Annotated in this window: 21 protein-coding genes; 16 read left to right on the forward strand and 5 right to left on the reverse strand. The window is 64.2% G+C overall.

All coding sequences use genetic code 11. The features are described 5' to 3' along the window. Positions 1-69: 69 nt before the first annotated feature. From FIU89_RS11295 to hypE, 16 genes are all read left to right on the forward strand, one after another. A complete protein-coding gene (locus tag FIU89_RS11295) occupies positions 70-1,170 on the forward strand; it encodes a hydrogenase small subunit (protein WP_152492689.1) in 1,101 nt (366 codons plus the stop codon). A 2-nt stretch (positions 1,171-1,172) separates the two neighbouring features. Beyond that, positions 1,173-2,966, forward strand: a complete 1,794-nt coding sequence (locus FIU89_RS11300) for a nickel-dependent hydrogenase large subunit (protein ID WP_152492690.1) — start codon at positions 1,173-1,175, stop codon at positions 2,964-2,966. A 13-nt stretch (positions 2,967-2,979) separates the two neighbouring features. After that, positions 2,980-3,567 (forward strand): HupE/UreJ family protein, encoded by a 588-nt coding sequence (locus FIU89_RS11305; RefSeq protein WP_152492691.1) that lies wholly within the window; start codon positions 2,980-2,982, stop codon positions 3,565-3,567. Positions 3,568-3,577: 10 nt separating this feature from the next. Beyond that, complete coding sequence (cybH, locus tag FIU89_RS11310) at positions 3,578-4,366, forward strand: Ni/Fe-hydrogenase, b-type cytochrome subunit (RefSeq protein ID WP_152492692.1); 789 nt, start codon at positions 3,578-3,580, stop codon at positions 4,364-4,366. Positions 4,367-4,637: 271 nt separating this feature from the next. After that, the gene (locus FIU89_RS11315) at positions 4,638-5,246 is read left to right on the forward strand and encodes a HyaD/HybD family hydrogenase maturation endopeptidase (protein ID WP_152492693.1); all 609 of its coding nucleotides are present in this window, start codon (positions 4,638-4,640) and stop codon (positions 5,244-5,246) included. 3 nt (positions 5,247-5,249) lie between these two features. After that, a complete protein-coding gene (locus FIU89_RS11320; protein WP_152492694.1) occupies positions 5,250-5,564 on the forward strand; it encodes a HypC/HybG/HupF family hydrogenase formation chaperone in 315 nt (104 codons plus the stop codon). Positions 5,565-5,587: 23 nt separating this feature from the next. Continuing rightward, complete coding sequence (locus FIU89_RS11325; RefSeq protein ID WP_152492695.1) at positions 5,588-5,971, forward strand: hydrogenase accessory protein; 384 nt, start codon at positions 5,588-5,590, stop codon at positions 5,969-5,971. 12 nt (positions 5,972-5,983) lie between these two features. After that, positions 5,984-6,829, forward strand: a complete 846-nt coding sequence (locus tag FIU89_RS11330) for a hydrogenase expression/formation protein (protein WP_152492696.1) — start codon at positions 5,984-5,986, stop codon at positions 6,827-6,829. Beyond that, on the forward strand, positions 6,826-7,602 hold the full coding sequence (gene hybE, locus FIU89_RS11335) for a [NiFe]-hydrogenase assembly chaperone HybE (protein ID WP_152492697.1): 777 nt from the start codon (positions 6,826-6,828) through the stop codon (positions 7,600-7,602). Before FIU89_RS11330 ends, hybE begins: the two co-directional genes overlap by 4 nt. 6 nt (positions 7,603-7,608) lie before the next feature. Beyond that, positions 7,609-8,517, forward strand: coding sequence for a hydrogenase expression/formation protein HupK (locus FIU89_RS11340; RefSeq protein WP_152492698.1), 909 nt, complete (start codon positions 7,609-7,611; stop codon positions 8,515-8,517). Further along, positions 8,510-8,851 carry a hydrogenase maturation nickel metallochaperone HypA gene (hypA, locus tag FIU89_RS11345; protein WP_152492699.1) on the forward strand — a complete coding sequence of 114 codons (342 nt, stop codon included), beginning with the start codon at positions 8,510-8,512 and terminating at the stop codon, positions 8,849-8,851. Before FIU89_RS11340 ends, hypA begins: the two co-directional genes overlap by 8 nt. Beyond that, entirely contained in the window at positions 8,851-9,714 is an 864-nt protein-coding gene (gene hypB / locus FIU89_RS11350; protein WP_152492700.1) for a hydrogenase nickel incorporation protein HypB, read from the forward strand. Before hypA ends, hypB begins: the two co-directional genes overlap by 1 nt. Further along, on the forward strand, positions 9,711-11,192 hold the full coding sequence (locus tag FIU89_RS11355) for a sigma-54 dependent transcriptional regulator (RefSeq protein WP_152492701.1): 1,482 nt from the start codon (positions 9,711-9,713) through the stop codon (positions 11,190-11,192). Before hypB ends, FIU89_RS11355 begins: the two co-directional genes overlap by 4 nt. 3 nt (positions 11,193-11,195) lie before the next feature. Next, complete coding sequence (locus FIU89_RS11360) at positions 11,196-11,486, forward strand: HypC/HybG/HupF family hydrogenase formation chaperone (RefSeq protein WP_152492702.1); 291 nt, start codon at positions 11,196-11,198, stop codon at positions 11,484-11,486. Further along, entirely contained in the window at positions 11,483-12,628 is a 1,146-nt protein-coding gene (gene hypD, locus FIU89_RS11365; protein WP_152492703.1) for a hydrogenase formation protein HypD, read from the forward strand. Before FIU89_RS11360 ends, hypD begins: the two co-directional genes overlap by 4 nt. Positions 12,629-12,630: 2 nt before the next feature. Continuing rightward, positions 12,631-13,674: a hydrogenase expression/formation protein HypE gene (gene hypE, locus FIU89_RS11370; RefSeq protein WP_152494490.1), complete on the forward strand. Its 1,044-nt coding sequence runs from the start codon at positions 12,631-12,633 to the stop codon at positions 13,672-13,674. Between the two features lie 79 nt (positions 13,675-13,753). On the opposite strand, the gene FIU89_RS11375 is transcribed toward hypE, so the two are convergent. From FIU89_RS11375 to FIU89_RS11395, 5 genes are all read right to left on the reverse strand, one after another. Next, positions 13,754-14,602 carry an ABC transporter permease gene (locus FIU89_RS11375; RefSeq protein WP_152492704.1) on the reverse strand — a complete coding sequence of 283 codons (849 nt, stop codon included), beginning with the start codon at positions 14,600-14,602 and terminating at the stop codon, positions 13,754-13,756. A gap of 3 nt (positions 14,603-14,605) precedes the next feature. After that, a complete protein-coding gene (locus FIU89_RS11380) occupies positions 14,606-15,463 on the reverse strand; it encodes an ABC transporter permease (protein ID WP_152492705.1) in 858 nt (285 codons plus the stop codon). Beyond that, positions 15,463-16,554: an ABC transporter ATP-binding protein gene (locus tag FIU89_RS11385; protein ID WP_152492706.1), complete on the reverse strand. Its 1,092-nt coding sequence runs from the start codon at positions 16,552-16,554 to the stop codon at positions 15,463-15,465. Before FIU89_RS11385 ends, FIU89_RS11380 begins: the two co-directional genes overlap by 1 nt. 59 nt (positions 16,555-16,613) lie before the next feature. Continuing rightward, positions 16,614-17,678, reverse strand: a complete 1,065-nt coding sequence (locus tag FIU89_RS11390; RefSeq protein WP_152492707.1) for an extracellular solute-binding protein — start codon at positions 17,676-17,678, stop codon at positions 16,614-16,616. Between the two features lie 149 nt (positions 17,679-17,827). Continuing rightward, the gene (locus FIU89_RS11395) at positions 17,828-18,973 is read right to left on the reverse strand and encodes an iron-containing alcohol dehydrogenase (RefSeq protein WP_152492708.1); all 1,146 of its coding nucleotides are present in this window, start codon (positions 18,971-18,973) and stop codon (positions 17,828-17,830) included.

Consider the following 18,973-nt stretch of genomic DNA (forward strand, 5'->3'; position numbering starts at 1 on the left):
CGCCATCAAGAAGATGGACCACTTTTACTGACGTCCCGCCTCGTCAGTTCAACCGCGGAGGAGACCGGTTTGGCCGATATTGAAACCTTCTACGATGTCATGCGCAGCCAGGGGATCACCCGGCGCAGCTTCATGAAATATTGCGCGCTCACCGCCAGTGCGCTGGGGCTTGGCCCCGCCTTTGTTCCAAAGATTGCCAACGCGATGGAAACCAAGCCGCGCACGCCGGTGATCTGGGTGCACGGGCTGGAATGCACCTGCTGTTCGGAATCGTTCATCCGCTCGGCGCACCCGCTGGCCAAGGACGTGGTGCTGTCGATGATCAGCCTCGATTACGACGACACGCTGATGGCCGCGGCCGGTCACGCGGCGGAGGCCGCGATGATGGACACGATCGAGAGGTACAAGGGCCAGTATATCCTGGCCGTCGAGGGCAACCCGCCGCTGAACGAGGACGGGATGTTCTGCATCTCGGGCGGCAAGCCCTTCGTGGAAAAGCTGAAGATGGCGGCCAAGGACGCCAAATGCATCATCAGCTGGGGCGCGTGCGCGTCCTATGGCTGTGTTCAGGCCGCCAAGCCGAACCCGACGCAGGCCACGCCCGTCCACAAGGTCATCACCGACAAACCGATCATCAAGGTGCCCGGCTGCCCGCCCATCGCCGAGGTCATGACCGGGGTGATCACCTACATGCTGACGTTCGACCGCCTGCCCGAGCTTGACCGGCAGGGCCGGCCGGCGATGTTCTATGGCCAACGCATCCACGACAAATGCTACCGCCGGCCGCATTTCGATGCCGGCCAGTTCGTCGAGGAATGGGACGACGACGGTGCGCGCAAGGGTTATTGCCTCTACAAGATGGGTTGCAAGGGTCCGACGACCTATAACGCCTGCTCGACCGTGCGCTGGAACGAGGGCGTCAGCTTTCCGATCCAGTCGGGCCACGGCTGTATCGGCTGTTCCGAGGACGGATTCTGGGACCAGGGCACCTTCTATGACCGGGTGACGGACCTGACCCAGTTCGGCGTGGAAAAGAACGCCGATCAGATCGGCATGGCCGCGGCCGGTGTCGTCGGCGGGGGCGTTGCCCTGCACGCGGCCGTGTCGGCGCTGAAATCGGCGCAGAACAAGGCACAGAAAAACCCAACCCCAAAGAATGAGGAGGCCTGAGCATGGTTGTCCAAACGCCGAACGGCTTCGATCTCGATGACAGCGGCCAGCGTATCGTCGTCGACCCGGTGACCCGGATCGAAGGCCACATGCGCTGCGAGGTGAACGTCGATGACGAAGGCTATATCCGCAACGCGGTCTCGACGGGGACGATGTGGCGCGGGCTGGAAGTGATCCTCAAGGGGCGCGACCCGCGCGATGCCTGGGCCTTTACCGAGCGCATCTGCGGCGTCTGCACCGGCACGCATGCGCTGACCTCGGTGCGGGCGGTGGAAGACGCGCTGGGGATCGAGATCCCCGACAACGCCAACTCGATCCGCAACATCATGCAGCTGAACCTGGAGATCCACGACCACGTCGTGCATTTCTATCATCTGCACGCGCTCGACTGGGTGAACCCTGTCAACGCGCTGCGCGCCGACCCCAAGGCCACGAGCGAGTTGCAGCAGGCGGTCTCTCCGTCTCACCCGCTTTCGTCTCCGGGCTATTTCCGCGACGTCCAGAACCGACTGAAGCAATTCGTCGAAAGCGGGCAACTGGGCCTTTTCAAGAACGGCTACTGGGACAATCCGGCCTATCTGTTGCCGCCCGAGGCCGACCTGATGGCAACGACCCACTACCTCGAGGCGCTCGATCTTCAGAAGGAGATCGTGAAGGTGCACACCATCTTCGGCGGTAAGAACCCGCATCCCAACTGGCTGGTGGGGGGTGTGCCCTGCCCAATCAACATGCACAGCACCGGGGCCGTGGGCGCGATCAACATGGAACGGCTGAACCTCGTCAGCTCGATCATCGAGAAATGCGACGAGTTCAACCGCAACGTCTACCTGCCGGACGTCATCGCCATCGGCGGGTTCTACAAGAGCTGGCTTTATGGCGGGGGTCTGTCGTCCAAGGCGTGCCTTGCCTATGGCGACATCCCCGAGAACCCCAATGATTTCTCGCCCGAGCAGTTGCATCTGCCGCGCGGCGCGATCATCAACGGTGACCTGTCGCAGGTGCATGACGTCGATGTGCGCGATCCCGAACAGGTGCAGGAATTCGTCGATCACTCGTGGTACGAATACGGCGAAGCCGGCAAGGGACTGCACCCGTGGGACGGCGTGACCGAGGCCAAGTTCGAGCTGGGTCCGAACCTGAAGGGGACACGCACCAACATCAAGCAGATCGACGAAGGGGCCAAGTATTCGTGGATCAAGGCGCCGCGCTGGCGCGGGCACGCCATGGAGGTCGGTCCGCTGGCCCGCTACATCGTGGGATACGCCAAGGGCCACGAGGAGATCACCGATCAGGTCACTGGCCTTCTGAGAAAGATGGACCTGCCGACAGAGGCGCTTTTCTCGACCCTGGGCCGGACCGCAGCACGGGCGCTGGAATCGGAGTATTGCGGGCGGCTGCAGAGGTATTTCTTCGACAAGCTGGTCGCCAATATCAAGAACGGCGACGAAAGCACCGCGAATGTCGCCAAGTGGGACCCCAGCACATGGCCCAAGGAGGCCAAGGGCGTCGGCATGACCGAAGCGCCGCGCGGAGCGCTGGGGCACTGGATCCGGATCAAGGACGGACGTATCGAGAACTATCAATGCGTGGTGCCGACCACCTGGAACGGCTCTCCGCGCGACAGCCAGGGCAATATCGGCGCGTTCGAGGCCAGCCTGATGAACACCAAGATGGAGCGGCCGGAAGAGCCGGTCGAGATCCTGCGCACATTGCACAGCTTCGATCCGTGTCTTGCCTGCTCGACCCATGTGATGTCGCCCGATGGCGACGAGTTGACCACCGTCAAGGTTCGCTGAGGGAGGAAGAACCATGAGACCACGCATACTCACACCGATCGCGACCCTGGTGGCCGCGACCCTGATGGCCGGACCCGCCCTTGCCCACAGCGCAGGGCACGAGGCCAACGGATTTCTGCACGGGCTGGCGCACCCCGTTTTCGGGCCCGATCACCTGCTGGCGATGCTGGCGGTGGGGCTGTGGTCCGGCCTTGTCCTGCCACGCCGCGTCTGGGCCGGGGCGCTGAGCTTCATGGCGGCGATGGCCGGCGGCGCGGCGCTGAGCTGGGCCGGGATCGGCTTTGCCTTCGTCGAGACGGTGATCGTCGCGTCGGTGGTGGCCTTCGGGCTGTTGACCCTGCTGTCGCGCCGGGGACAGGCGCGGGCCGTCACCGCCGCCTCGCTGGGTGCTATCGCGCTTTTCGCAACCGCGCATGGCCATGCCCACGCCACCGAGGCCGCGGGCAACGCCCTGGCCTACCTCGCGGGGTTCCTGATCTCGACGGCATTGCTGCACGGGGTGGGGATCGTCCTTGCCCAGTCGATTGCCGCGCGCCCCGCGGTGCAGCGATCGATCGGTGCAGGGATCGCCGCCTCCGGCCTTCTGCTGATGTTCGGCTGAGGGCGGGATCATGAACACCAGGATCACCACCCCCGCCCCGGGCGGCGCGAGCACCAAGGTCGACGCCTACGGCGTCTCCACGCTGACCGGGGACGCGACCGAGGCCGACCGCCGGACCGTCACGCGCAACACGTCCGTCTATGTCTACGAAGCGCCTGTCCGGCTCTGGCACTGGATCAACGCGCTGGCGATCATCGTGCTGTGCGTCACCGGCTACCTGATCGGGTCGCCACCGCCCTCTGTCGACATGGCCGAGGCCACGCACCAGTTTCTTTTCGGCTATATCCGTTTTGCCCATTTCGCGGCCGCCATGATCATGACGGTGGGCTTTTTCGGGCGCATCTACTGGGCGTTCGTGGGCAATCACCATGCCAAGCAGATGTTCAAGCTGCCGCTTCTGAACAGGACCTGGTGGTCCGAGGTGGTCGACGAGATCAAGTGGTACGCCTTTCTCAAGAAAAAGCCGCGCAAATACGTGGGGCACAATCCGCTGGCGCAGATCGCAATGTTCTTCTTCATGACGGTGGGGATGACCTTCATGATCGTGACAGGCTTTGCGCTTTATTCCGAGGGTGTGGGCCGCGGCGGCGTGCTCGATACGCTGTTCGGGCCGTTTCTGGATCTCGTGGGCGGGTCGCAGACGATGCACCAGATCCACCATCTGGGGATGTGGGCGATCGTCATCTTCGTGATGATCCATATCTATGCGGCGGTGCGCGAAGACATCATGTCGCGACAGTCGATGGTGTCGACGATGATCTCCGGCACGCGCACCTTCAAGGACGATGATCCGAACTGAGATCGGCCGGGCAAACGACGGGAAGGCGGGTGCGGGGCGCCCGCCTTTTTTATGGAAAGGAAAGTTTCGAACTGCCATTCATGTGGTCATCAACTAATCACTCGCGCAACTACAGGACATACCCATACGACAGAATACTGTTTTATTTCTGCTACTTAATTAATTTTCCGAGGACGTGCGTTTTACCTATCCGACGGGACAATCGGTAAGCTAGCCTCGTTTTCAGGGACGGACGGAAACCTGCATTTCCATCCGAAGGAGGGAGGAGCGAATGACAGACAATGTTCTGATCATGGGCATCGGCAATGTGCTGTGGGCCGATGAGGGCTTTGGCGTGCGCTGTGTCGAATATCTTGCAGAGCATTGGGACCTGCCCGACGGCGTAACCCTTCTGGATGGCGGCACTCAAGGGCTCTACCTGCTGCCCTTTCTTGAGGATGCCGACACGCTGATCGTGTTCGACGCGGTCGATTACGGGCTCGAGCCCGGCACCTTGAAGGTCGTGGAGGATGACGAGGTGCCGCGCTTCATGGGCGCCAAGAAGATGTCGCTGCACCAGACGGGCTTTCAGGATGTGATCGCGACTGCGCAGCTGATGGGATACTGCCCGTCCCGCCTGCTGCTTGTCGGGTGCCAGCCCGAAGAGCTGGAGGATTACGGCGGCGGACTGCGCGACGTGGTCGCAGCAATGATCGAACCGGCGGTGCAGGTGGCGCTGACGCGCCTGGCGCAGATGGGCCATGCGGTCAAACCGGGCCGCACCGAAAGCGATCTTCTGGCCGATCCGTCGATCATGCACACGGCCTATGAAGACGGCCGCCCCTCTGAAGACGACGCCTGTCGCACCGGCGATGCGCGGTTCTTTCCGGCGGCGGAATGACCGATGTGCGTCGGAGTGCCCATGCAGATCGCATCCATCACCGGCATCGCCGCGACCGTCCGTGACAGTGCCGAGCTGATCGACCTGTCTCTGACGCCCGAGGCACGCACCGGCGACTGGGTGCTGACCTTTCTCGGCGCGGCCCGCGAGGTGATCACCGAAGACGAGGCCGAAAAGATCTGTGCCGCGCTCGACGGGCTGCGCGCGGTCATGACGGGCGGCGATGTCGGCAATGCGTTTGCCGATCTCGACGCGGCCACCCCGCAATTGCCACCGCATCTGCAGGCTGCGTTCGACGCAGGCCAGAGCACCTGCTGAACACTGACGATGAAGGACCGCAGATGACCCACCCCCTTGTCACCCGATTGATGGACGAATTTGCCTACCGTGCACTAAGCACGATGGCGGATGTGGCCGAGTTTACCGAACGTCCCGGCACGCACGTGATCTTCGTGCCCGGCGATGCGCAGCGAAATCTCGAGACGCCCGATGTGGCGGTGATCCTTCCCGAGCTGCACCAGGCATTTCAAGGCCGGTTCGATTGTGCCGTGGCCACCGACGCCGTCGAAAGCGAGCTGCGCGACACCACCGGCATCTTCAAGACCCCGAGCCTGATCTTCTTCCGCGATGGTGCGTGCATCGGCGGGATCCCCAAGGTGCGGGACTGGTCCGAATACGTCGAACGGATCACGCATTTTCTGTCGCTGCCTGTTGCCGCCGAATAGGAGGACTTGAGCATGACCAACCCTTTCATGATGCCGCCCACCGGCTTTGGCCCGGGATCCCAGCCGCTCGACCAGCAGGATGAAGCACTGGAATACATGCCGCTGCCGCAGGACATGCGCACCTACTCTCCGCGCATCCCGGAAATCGAGGAACTGGGCGGCGCTGACGTGACACCGGCGCTGGCGCTTTTGGCACAGGTGGCGGACGCCGCCGCGGAGGTAAGTGCCAGCGGCGGCACACGGCAGTTCGACCTGGCCGGGCTCGATCCAGCCAACCGCGCCCTGATCGCGGAAACGATGGGCAGCGGAGAGGTGTCGGCCAAGGTCCGCGCCATCCCGGCCATTGCCGTTCAGGAAAGCGTCTTTGCCGGGATCTGGTCACTGAAATCCGCCACTGCCGACCTGATCGAAGTCGCCGCCATTCCGGCCTGCGTCACCCGGGCTCCGTTTACGCCGGTGCGCAAGGCCTTGGGCAAGGACACGCCCCTGGCAGACGGCGTCGTGAACGCACCACCGCTTCAGATCGAGCTTTTCGACAAATCGGCCGCCTTTTCGCCGGAGGCGGATCTGCATGTGATCAACCTTTCGCTTTTGCCGCATACCGAGGAAGACCTTGCCTGGCTCGATCAGGCCGTGGGCGAAGGCGCGGTCACCATCCTGTCACGCGGATACGGCAATTGCCGGGTGACGGCGACGGCCATCCCCCATGTGTGGCGGGTGCAGTTCTTCAACTCCCAGGACACGCTGATCCTCGACACATTCGAAGTGACGACGATGCCCGAGGTGGCCTGTGCCGCGCCAGAAGATCTTGGCGACAGCGCCAGGCGGCTGACCAGCGTGCTGGAGGCGATCCGATGAGCCGGTTCGAAGGCAGCTTCCTCGGCGCAGAGGACAAGATCAGCGCGCAGGCGGTCATGGAATGCAAGATCTGCTGGACGCCCTACGATCCCGCGGAGGGCGACGATTATCGGCAGGTGGAGCCGGGCACGCCGTTCCTGGCCCTGCCAGACGACTGGTCCTGCCCCAATTGCGGTGCGCCGAAAGAGCAGTTCATGGTGCTGGAGGACCCCGGCGCCGAGCCCGTGGCGGACGCCGCCCGTCTGGACGCACTGACCGCCAGGCTGGTCGCCGAGTTCCGTGAAATCTGGCACGCCAAGATGCGCGACGTGCCCATGGTCAACAAGCTGCTCTCGGTCGAGGCGGTGGGGTTTCGCATGGTCGACGGCCGCCCGCTGGGTGTCCTGGTTTCGCCGTGGTTCATGAACCTGGTCCAACTGCCCGGTGAGGACGAGGATTGGTCGGGTCTGACGCCGGGCGCGAAAGAGCTGATCGCCTTTCCGTCGGGGGACTATGAATTCATCCACAACACGCGCGACATGATCGGCGGTTACAAGGCCTGCTCGCTGTTCTCTCCGATGGGGGATTTCCAGACCCAGCTGCAGGCACAAGAGGTCGCGCGGGCGATCATGGTGGCCCTGTTCGACGCGGGCCATCGCGCCGAGACGGACCGCGCCGCCGACATCCGCGCCGAGCGCGAGGCCGCACTTGCCCCCGAGGAGGAGGACGCGCCGAGCCTCACCGATGCCCCCACGCGCCGCGCCGTGATCTCGGGCGGTCTGGCGGAGACCTGAAAGGCGATGAACCGGCCCCTTGCATATCCGCTGCGCGGCAGGCCTGTCCCCGCCCTGCCGGTGGCGCAGGTCGTGCTGGGCAAGCCGGTGGAAGAGGTCGCGGCGCTGTTGCCGCGTCTTTTCAACCTTTGCCGGGTGGCGCAAGGCGTGGCGGTTCGGGCCGCGTTGGGACTGGAGCTTGCGACCGGGTGGCAAGAGGCGTTGCGGCAGGAAATCCTGCGCGAACACGTGGCAAAGCTGTGCCTGAAATGGCCCGCGCTCATGTCGCGGCCTGCGGTGCCGTTGCCCCGGGATTGGACCCACGACGCGCAGGCGGCGCGCCTGGCGCTGTTCGGCGCAGGTGCGGGAATGCCGCACGACGTTCAGGGCTTTGCTGGATTTATGGAGCAAAACAACGGGGTCGCGCCGGTCCTTCGCGCGATAGATCAACTGTTCCAACCCGATGAAGGCTGTCGCGCCGCGTTGCCCTTTGCATCGGCCAGGACCGTGTTCGACCCCACGGCACAGGAAAATTCGGTCGCCACGCGCAGAGCCGGACACCCTGTCCTGCACCACGTCGCCACGACCCATGGGCGCGGTCCGCTCTGGTCGGCCCTCGCCGTCGCCTACGAGCTTGACGCCCTTCTTGCCGGGGAAGCGCCCCGGCTGTGGCACGCACCGGGCATGGCGGTGGTCACGGCGGCGCGTGGTCTGTACGGGATCAGGGCCGAGGTCGAGAACGGTCATGTCGCGACCTTCAGGCGCCTCACGCCGACCGATCACCTGACGGCCCCGGGCGGCGCCCTCGAACAGTCGCTGGCCAGCCTGCCCGCCACGCGCGCGCGGGCGCTGGCCCCTCTGCTATTGTCAATTCTCGATCCGTGCTATCCAGTTTCCCTCGAACCCGTCCAGCCAAGGGAGCCGGACCATGCATGAGATGTCGCTTTGCGAGGGGATGCGCAGCGTGATCGAGGAGCAGGCGCGCCGGCACGATGTGGCGCGCATCACACGGGTGCGGGTGGAAATCGGACGCTTTGCCGGGGTCGAGACCGAGGCGCTGCATTTTGCCTTCGACGTGGTGATGCGCGGATCGGTGGCCGAGGGGGCCGAGCTTGTGACGCTCGATTTGCCCGGACGGGCCCTTTGTTACGATTGTATGAAAGAGGTGGAAATCCATGCCCGCCTCGACCCCTGCCCGCTTTGCGGCGGCGGGAAACTAATGCCGCAAGGCGGCGATGAAATGCGAATAAAGGACTTGGAGGTGGCATAATGTGCACTGTTTGCGGATGTTCCGAAGGCGAAACCAAGGTGCATGGGCACGACCATGGGCATCATCATGAGCACACCCATGATCACGGGCATCATCACCCCCACGGCCACTCCCATGACCACGGGCATCACCACCATCATCACCATTATGGCCAGGGTCCGGCCGGTACCGAAGTGCCGGGCATGTCGCAGGAGCGGCTGATCGAGATAGAGACCGACATCCTGTCCAAGAACGACCGCTATGCACAGGCAAACCGCACATTTCTGGCCGCGCGCGGCGTGCTGGCTCTGAACCTCGTCTCGTCGCCCGGATCGGGGAAAACGACCCTGTTGTGCAAGACCATCGAAGCCCTTGGCGACCAGTCGCTGTCAGTGATCGAAGGGGATCAGCAAACCCAGAACGACGCCGACCGCATCCGCGCCACCGGCGCGCGGGCCGTGCAGGTCAACACCGGCAAGGGCTGTCACCTGGACGGGCACATGGTGGGCCACGCAATGGAGCACCTGGCGCTAGAGGCCGGTTCGATCCTGTTCATCGAGAATGTCGGCAACCTTGTCTGCCCCGCCGCCTTCGACCTGGGCGAAGACGCGAAGATCGCGATCCTGTCGGTCACCGAAGGGGAAGACAAGCCGTTGAAATACCCCGATATGTTCACCGCGGCCCGGCTGGCGATCCTGAACAAGACCGATCTTGCCCCGCATTGCGACGTGGATCTGGACCTTTACGAGGCCAACCTGCGCCGGGTCAATCCGGGGATCGAGATCCTGAAGCTGTCGGCGCGCACTGGTGAAGGCATGACGGACTGGCTGGCCTGGCTGCGCACCCAACTGGCAGAGAAATCCGTGACAGAGGCTGCGCAATGACGGGCCTGCCCACCATCTTGCTGGTGGATGACGAAGAGCATTCGCTGGCCGCGATGCGCATGGCGCTGGAGGATGATTTCGACTGCCTGACGGCGGCCAACGCGGACGACGCGATGCGGCTCATGGAAGCGCATTTCGTCCAGGCCATCTTTTGCGACCAGCGGATGCCCGGCAAGACGGGGGTCGAATTCCTGGCCGATGTGCGGGACCGCTGGCCGGATACGGTGCGGATCATCATCACCGGCTATACCGAGACCAACGACATGATCGCGGCCATCAACGAGGCCGGGATATATCAGTTCTTGACCAAGCCGTGGCACCCGGATCAGTTGATGATGGCGGCCAAGAACGCCGCACAGCTTTTCCAACTGGCGCGCGAGCATGACCGCCTGTCGCTGGAAATGCGGTTCCTGGGCAAGACCGCGGAAAGCAAGGTCGAGGCGCGGCGGCGTACCTTGCGTGAAGGCTTCGGCTTCGAACGCATCCTGCGCGCGCCCAACTCTCCGATGAACGCGGCGGTCGAACTGGCCCGGCAGGTAGCCAGTTTCGATGTGCCCGTGCTGATCACGGGCGAGGCCGGTACCGGAAAGGACATCATGGCGCGCGCGATGCATTACGCCTCGCTGCGGTCCGACCAGTCGTTCTATGAACTGAACTGCGCCGGCCTGCCAGATGACGTGCTGAAGCTGGAAGTGCTGGGGGCCAAGAAAGGCGCTGTGCCCGGCCAGCCCAACACCAGGATCGGCCTGCTGCAGAAAGCCTCGCGCGGCACGCTCTTCCTGAACGGTGTCGATACGCTCAGCCCGCAGATGCAGCTTGTCCTGTTGCGCGTGGCGACCGAGGGCAGCTTCGAGCCCATCGGCGGCACCGAAACCCTGACCACGAACACGCGCCTGATTACCGGCAGCCACAGTGACCTGTCGGTCGCGGTCTCGGACGGCGCGTTTCGGTCCGATCTCTACTACGCGCTTGCGACAACGGAACTGGCCATGCCGCCGCTGCGGTCGCGTATGGAAGACCTCGATATCCTGTCGCGGCATATCCTGGGCGACCTTGCCGGCGAGCATTCCAAACCGGTGGACGGGTTGTCGAAACTCGCCTTGGAATTCCTGGGCAATTACGACTGGCCTGGCAACCTGCCCGAGCTGACGAACGAACTGACCCGGATGCTGATCCTCAGCCAGGAACCGCGTCTTGGGCCAGAGCTGATCTCGCGCCACATATTGCAGGCCGATCCGTCGGTCTCGTTCCGACCCGACCCGCGCGAAGCCGATCTTCTGGTGTCGGAAGGCACGCTGAAAGAGCGGATCGAAGCCATCGAGGCCCGCATCCTGCGTGAAACGCTGACGCGGTTGAAATGGAACAAGAGCCGCGCCGCCGACGAGCTTGGGCTGAGCCGTGTCGGCCTGCGCTCGAAGCTGGATCGTTACGGCGTGCAACAACCGGGCAAGACCAAGGCCCCCGAAGACGAGGACTGAGCCATGTGTCTGGGAATACCGGGACAAATCGTCGAGATCACCGACGCGAACCGCCTGATGGCGCTGGCCGATATATCCGGCGTGCGGCGCGAAGTATCGGTCGCCTGCGTGGCCACGCCCGACCTTTGCGACCTGATCGGGGAGTGGGCGCTGATCCATGTGGGTTTTGCCATGAGCGTGATCGACGCCGACGAGGCCGAAAAGACGCTGGAGGCTTTGCGGGGTCTCGGTGAAGCGCAGGAAACGCTGGAGGCGATGGCCGAAGGCGCCTCAGCCCTGGAGGGAACGCAATGAGATATGTCGAGGAATTCAGGGACCCGGTCGCCGCCAAGGCCGTGCTGGCGGCCATTGAAACCGTAGTGCAGGAGATCGGCGCGACCGCCGAGAAGCCGGTACACATCATGGAAATCTGCGGCGGGCACACCCATGCGATCTTTCGCTACGGTCTCGACCGCCTGACGCCGAAGGGCATCGAGTTTATCCATGGCCCGGGCTGCCCGGTCTGCGTGCTGCCGATGAGCCGGATCGACGAATGCGTCGAGATTGCCGAGCGGCCCGAGGTGATCTTTTGCACCTTCGGCGATGCGATGCGCGTGCCGGGCACCCGCAAATCCCTGATGCAGGCCAAGGCCGACGGCGCGGATATCCGCATGGTGTATTCCCCACTCGACGCGCTGGAGATCGCCCGCCGCAACCCGGAGCGCGAGGTTGTTTTCTTCGGTCTCGGCTTCGAGACGACGACCCCCTCGACCGCCCTGTCGATCCAACAGGCCGCGCGCGAGGAATTGCGCAACTTCAGCGTCTTCTGCAACCACATCACTGTGCCGCCCCCGATCAAGGCCTTGCTGGACGACCCGCACATGGTGCTCGACGGTTTCGTGGGGCCGGGCCATGTGTCGATGGTGATCGGCACGCATCCCTATGATTTCATCGCCGAGACCTATGGCAAGCCCATCGTCGTCGCGGGGTTCGAGCCGCTCGACCTGCTGCAATCGGTGCTGATGGTTCTGCACCAGATCCGCGACGGGCGCGCCGAGGTGGAGAACCAGTATGCGCGCGTGGTGCCGGAGCATGGCAACCCGGTCTCGCTTGCCGCCATCGAGGATGTCTACGAGCCGCGCCGCACCTTCGAGTGGCGCGGACTGGGGGAGATCGACGCAAGCGGGCTGCGCATCCGGAGCAAGTACGCCGCCTTCGACGCCGAGGAAAGGTTCGGCGTCGGCTACGGGGCCGGCCCGCGGCTGGTCTCCGAGCCCGAAGGCTGCGCCTGCGGCCAGGTGATGACCGGACGGATCAAGCCCACCGGCTGCCCCCAATACGGCACGGGCTGCACGCCCGAGATGCCGCTGGGCGCCCTCATGGTCAGTTCGGAAGGCGCCTGTGCCGCCTATTACCAGTACGGCGCAACCGACGAGCGGCTGGAGGCGGTGGAATGAACATGAGCACTCCGGTCAAGCCTGCCCGCCTGCGCGGCGACCGCGTGACCATGGCCCATGGCGGCGGCGGCAAGGCGATGCGCGACCTGATCGAGGAGATCTTCACGGATGTCTTTCTGCCGCCCGGCTCGGAGGACCAGGCGCGGCTGACGTCGGACGCCCTGCGCGTGCCGGGGGCGCAACTGGCCCTTACCACGGACAGTTTCGTGGTCTCGCCGCCTGAATTTCCCGGCGGGGACATCGGCAAGATCGCGGTCTGCGGCACGGTCAACGACCTGGCCGTAGGCGGGGCGAAACCGCTATGGCTGTCGGCGGCGTTCATCATCGAGGAAGGCTGCGAGTTCGACCTGCTGCGCCGGATCGTGGCCTCGATGCAGGCAGAGGCCGAAAAGGCTGGCGTCCGGATCGTCACCGGAGATACCAAGGTCGTGGAACGCGGGGCCGCGGACAAGGTCTTTGTCACGACCTCCGGCGTCGGGGTAATTCCGCCGGGGCGCGACATGCGGGCGGAAAACATCCGGCCCGGCGACGTGGCGCTGGTCAACGGCGTTCTGGGCGATCACGGCGCGACCATCTTGGCCGCGCGCGGCGACATGGCGCTCAGCACCGACATCCGGTCCGATTGCCAAAGTCTCGGCGCGCTGGTCGAGGCGGTCCTGGCGGTCGCCCCCAACACCCGCGCGGCCCGCGACGCGACACGCGGCGGGGTGGCATCGGCCTTGAACGAAATGGCCGAGGCGGCTGCCCTGGAGATCGAAATCGACGAGACCGCCCTGCCCCTGCGCCCCGAGGTCAAGGGCGTGTGCGAGGTTCTGGGGCTCGATCCGCTTTACCTGGCCAATGAGGGCACGCTGGTGCTTTTTGTCCCACCGGACGAGGCGGAGGCCGCCCTTGCCGCGATGAAAGAGCTGGAGGCCGGACGACGCGCGACAATGATCGGCAAGGCGCGATCCGGGCGTGCGGGCCGGGTGGTGATGACCACGCTCTTTGGTGGCCAACGGTTGGTCGACACCCTGGTCGGTGAACAATTGCCCCGCATCTGTTAGTCAGCCTGCTTTTCCTTGCGTGGCGGCGGCCTAGGCGCCGTCAGCCTACGTCAACGGGTCGGGTCACGGGACGCGATCGCTATCGGCGCTGGAACAGGATCACGACCAGCGCCAGGAGCGATGAGCCGAGCATCAAGAGCAGGGAAACCGCATTGAGAAGCGGGGTAGACCCTTCCTTCAGGCGGTCGAACATCGCGATGGTCAGCGGCGCGTCGGAGCCGACCAGCATGAGCGTGGTGTTGAAGTTCTCGAAACTCATCAGGAAGGCCACGACCAGCGCCCCGATCATGGCGGGCATGAGGAAGGGAATGGTGATCGTGCGCACCGCCGTCAGGCGGGTGGCGCCGAGATTCAGCGCGGCCTCTTCCAGCGTGCGGTCGAACTTTTGCAGGCGGGCGGTGATGACCAGTGTCGCGATGGTCGTGATAAAGGAGAACTGCCCGAGGATCACCAGCAGCAAGCCGGGGCGCAGGGCCTGGATATCGACCTCTGCCGCGTTCCAGATGCCGTTGGCCAGCGTCGAGGAAAACACAAGGATCGAGATGCCGAGCACGATGCCGGGGATCACCAGCGGCAAGAGCATGAGCACGTAAAGCGCGCCCTTGCCGCGGAATTCGTAGCGGTTGAAGAGAAAGGCGTTGGTGGTGCCGACGCTGACCGACAGGACCGAGACGCAGGCGGCGACGAAGGCCGAGGTGCCCACCGCGCGCAGGATGCCGCGTTCGTGAAAGACGCCGATCTGGGGGCGGTCCTCGCCGAAGAACCAGTTCCAGGTGAAGCCTTCCCAGGGCAGTGACGGAAACTGGCTGTCGTTGAAGGCAAAGACCGCCACGACGGTCAGGGGCAGCGCGAGGTAGAGGAAGAACAGCAGGACATAGCTGCCGTAGAGGATGCGAAAGCTGCGGGATCGGGGAATGGTCGGGATCATGGCCTACCCCATCGTTTCCTGCAGGGTGCGGCCCGTCAGGCGCAGCATGCCCCAGACGATCACCGAGGACAGCACCAGCAGCATGAAGCCGAAGGCCGCGCCCAGTTCCCAGTTGGAGCGGACGATGAACTGGTTGTAGATCATCTCGGTGAACCACAGGCTGTCCTTCCCGCCCAACATGGTTGGCGTCAGGTAGTTGCCCAGTGACAGCATGAAGACCACGATGCAGCCCGAAACGATGCCCGGCATGGCGTGCGGGATGATGATCTCGCGCAGGACCGACAGGCCGTTGCCGCCGAGGTCATAGCCCGCTTCGACCACGCTGTCATCCAGGCTTTCCAGCGTCGTGACCAGCGGCACGACCATGAAGAGCATCGAGGTATAGACCAGCCCCACCATCATGGCCGCGTCGTTGTAGAGCATCTCGACCGGCTGATCGGCCAGCCCCGCCCATTGCAGCAGGTTGGAGACGAGGCCGGTCTCGCGCAGCAGGATCATCCAGCCGAAGGTGCGCACCAGTTCCGATACGTAGAACGGGATCAGGCACAGCATGAACAGCACCTGCTGCAATCGGCCCCGGGCCATCTTGGCGATGTAATAGGACACCGGGAAGGCGATCAGCAGGGTGATGCCCGTGGCCAGCACCGACATCACTGCCGTCCGCCAGAAGGTGCGCAGGTAAAGCGGTTCGGTCAGGGCCTTTTCGTATTGCGTCAGGCTGGGCTCGTAGACGCCGAAACTGATGCGTTCGCGCAGTGAGATCATCAACATGTCGATATGCGGGATGACGATCAGCAGCCCCAGCCACAGCAACAGCGGCGTCAGCAGCAGGATGAACCCGATCCGGGCCTCGGCGCGCATCAGGCGGCCCCGGCAAAGCAGGTCGCCTGTGCCGCGCCCCAGCCGATATGCACCATGTCACCGCGTTTCAGGCTGGCGAACTCACCCGTCTGGGGCAGCGTGACTTCAAGTGTTTCGCCCGCATCATCCTCGACCAACACACGCGAGGCGGCACCGTTGAACAGGATGCTTGTTACGGTGCCCTGCAAGCGGTTGTCGAATTGCGCCAACGCCTCGGCACTGGCGGCCAGATGGACGGACTCTGGCCGGACAAAGATTTCCGCAGCGTCGCCTTTTGTAAGCGCTTGGGCTGCGGTCGCGCGCATGGCAAGGCCGGTATCGGTGCGCATCTCCAGCGATGAGCCTTCGACGCGGTCGATGCGCCCCGTCCAGCGGTTCGCCTCGCCGATGAACCCGGCGACGAAGGGTGTGTCGGGCCTGTAGTAGAGATCCTGGCCCGTGCCGACCTGCTCGAACCGCCCGGCGTTCATGACGGCGATCTGGTCGGACATCACGAGCGCCTCGGACTGGTCGTGGGTGATGTAGACGAAGGTGGTGTCGAACGCGGCCTGAAGCGCCTTCAACTCGATCTTCATGTGCTCGCGCAGCTTGAGGTCGAGGGCTCCCAGAGGTTCATCCAGCAACAGCACATCGGGCTCCAGCACCATGCAGCGGGCGATGGCCACGCGCTGTTTCTGCCCGCCCGAAAGCTCATCCACCTTGCGCGCGCCGATACCCGGCAGACCGATGCGGTCCAGCGCCTCGTCCACTTTGCGGGCGATCTGGGCCTTGGCCATGCCCTGCCGCCTCAACCCGTAGCCAATATTGTCGGCGATATTCATCATCGGGAACAGCGCGAGGTGCTGGAACACCATGTTGACCGGGCGCTTGTTGGGGGGCGTGTCCAGGACCGTGCCGCCCTTGATGCGGATGTCGCCGGACGTGGGCTCGAGAAACCCCGCGATCATGCGCATGATCGTCGTCTTGCCACAGCCCGACGGGCCGAGGATGGAAAAGAAACTGCCCGGCGGTACGGAAAAGGACACGTCGTCGACGGCAATCGTGTCGCCGAAACGCTTTACAAGCTCGACGCATTCAAGATCAGGGGTCATGCAGGGGGCCGTTTGTTGGGCGGCACCCCAGCGTGAGGGTGCCGCGTTTTCATGGGCGGTCAGTTGGCGGCCTGAACGCGGTCAAGAACCTCTCCTTCGATGGCCTCCAGTCCGGCAGGAACCGGCGGATACCACTTGATGTTGTCGACCGCTTCAGGCGGGAAGCTGTCCTGGTACTTGGCCTTGAGCGCGTCCTCGGCATACTCATCCGCGCCTGCGGACGCGGTGAAGTTGCCCGCCGCCGCGGTGATCTTGGCCGACACCTCGGGCTGCATCACGAAGTTGATCCATTCATAGGCCACGTCGTCGGCCTGTCCCTTGGCGGGCAGCACGAACGTGTCGATCCAGCCGAGCGCGCCCGAGGCCGGCGCGACGAAGGTAATGTCGGCATTGTCCTCGTTCAGCTTCCAGCCGCCGGTGTCCCATGCCATGGACGCCGTGACCTCGCCCGAGCGCAGGAGGTTCATCAGCTCGTCGCCGCCGCTCCAGTAGGCTTTGACGTTGGACTTGCACTCGGTCAGCTTGGCTTCGACCTTTTCCATGATCTCGGTGTACTTGGCCTCGTCGCCATAGGCGGCGAACGGGTCCTCGCCCATGGCGAAGGCAAAGCCGATCAGGGTGGGACGCTTCAGGCGGTAGGACACCTTGCCTTCCAGCGCCGGGTCGCAGAGGTCGGTGTAGTCCTTGACCACGTCGCCCGCCTCGGCGGTATTCATCACCAGGCCGGAGGTGCCCCAGACATGCGGCACGCCGTAGACTTCGCCGTTCACGGTGGTGTTGCCCTTGGTGGCTTCCAGCATGGAGGGGATGAAGAGCGACTCGTCGATTTTCGACAGGTCCATGGGTTTGTAGATGCCGAACTCCATCTGCGGGCCCATGATGCGGTCCTGCGAGGGCTGGGCGAGGTCGAAACCGCCGCCGCCCGTGGCGCGCAGCTTGGCGATCATTTCCTCGTTGTTGGACATGGTCACCTCGACGGTGTGGCCGGTCTGTTCCTCGAACATCTCGACGACCTCGTCGGGGGCATAGCCACCCCAGGTCAGCAGGCGCAGCGTGTCCGCGGTGGCGGCCTGCGACAGGCCGAACACGGCCAGGCAGGTTGTCGTCAGCAGTGTCTTTTTCATGGGTGTCCCCCTCTGGTGGATGATTGTTTGCGTGCAGGATGATCAGCATTGACCATTTGGTCAAACTCTTTGAAGAGTCGGTGCCTTATCCCCGAGTTTCTTGACAGTTTCTTGTCAGGCCCCCTGCCCGATCGCTTTTTCCTTTTGCGTCAAAGACAAGCCTCGAAAAGTTTACGCGTATTCTCCTCCGTCATCTCGATCGGGTTGCCGCCGGTCGATGGATCCCGCAGGGCCGCGTCGACCAGCGTGTCGAGGTCGGGGTCGGTCACGCCCAATTCGGTCAGCGTCTTCGGGATGACGAGGCTGTCGTTCAGCTGGTCCACGAAGGCGCAGAAGCCGTCGAAACCGCCCTCGATGCCCAGATAGGCCGCAGCGGGGCCGAAACGCTCGCGGATCGCGGGTTCGTTGAATTGCAGGACGGCGGGCATGCAGACGGCGTTGGTCGTGCCGTGGTGGGTGTGGTGATGCGCCCCGATGGGGTGGCTGAGTGCATGGATCGCCCCGAGCCCCTTTTGAAAGGCCGTGGCGCCCATGGCGGCGGCGCTCATCATGTTCGCACGCGCCTCGATATCGGCCCCGTCCGCATAGGCGCGTGGCAGGTAGTCCTTGACCAGCCGCATCCCTTCCAGCGCGATGCCCTGGCTCATCGGGTGGTAATGCGGGCTGGAATAGGCTTCGACGCAATGGGCGAAGGCATCGAGGCCGGTGCCGGCGGTGATGTGCTTGGGCATTCCCACCGTTAGTTCGGGGTCGCAGATCACTACCGCAGGCAGCATCTTGGGGTGGAAGATGATCTTTTTCTCATGGGTGGCCGAATTGGTGATGACGGATGCGCGCCCCGTTTCCGAGCCGGTCCCGGCGGTGGTGGGAACGGCCACGATGGGGTGGATGCCATCGGGGTCGGCGCGGGTCCACCAGTCGCCGATATCCTCGAAATCCCAGACCGGGCGGGTTTGCCCAGCCATAAAGGCCAGCGTTTTGGCAAGGTCCAGCCCCGAGCCACCGCCGAAGGCGATGACCCCGTCGAAGCCGCCGTCGCGGTAGAACTTCAGCCCGTCCTCGACATTCGCGTCCGACGGGTTGGGGTCGACCTCGGCAAAGATCGCGCGGCCCAGCCCGGCGGCTTCCATCAGGTCGAGCGTGCGGGTCGTGATATCCATGGATTTCAGCCCCCGGTCGGTGACCAGAAGCGGTTTGCCGATGCCTGCCGCACGGCAGGCCTCGCCGATCTCGGCGATGCGCCCGGCGCCGAAGCGCATGGTGGTGGGATAGGACCAGTTTCCGGTAAGAGCCAT

Origin of the sequence: Roseovarius sp. THAF27, assembly GCF_009363655.1 — a bacterium.
Lineage (GTDB): Bacteria > Pseudomonadota > Alphaproteobacteria > Rhodobacterales > Rhodobacteraceae > Roseovarius.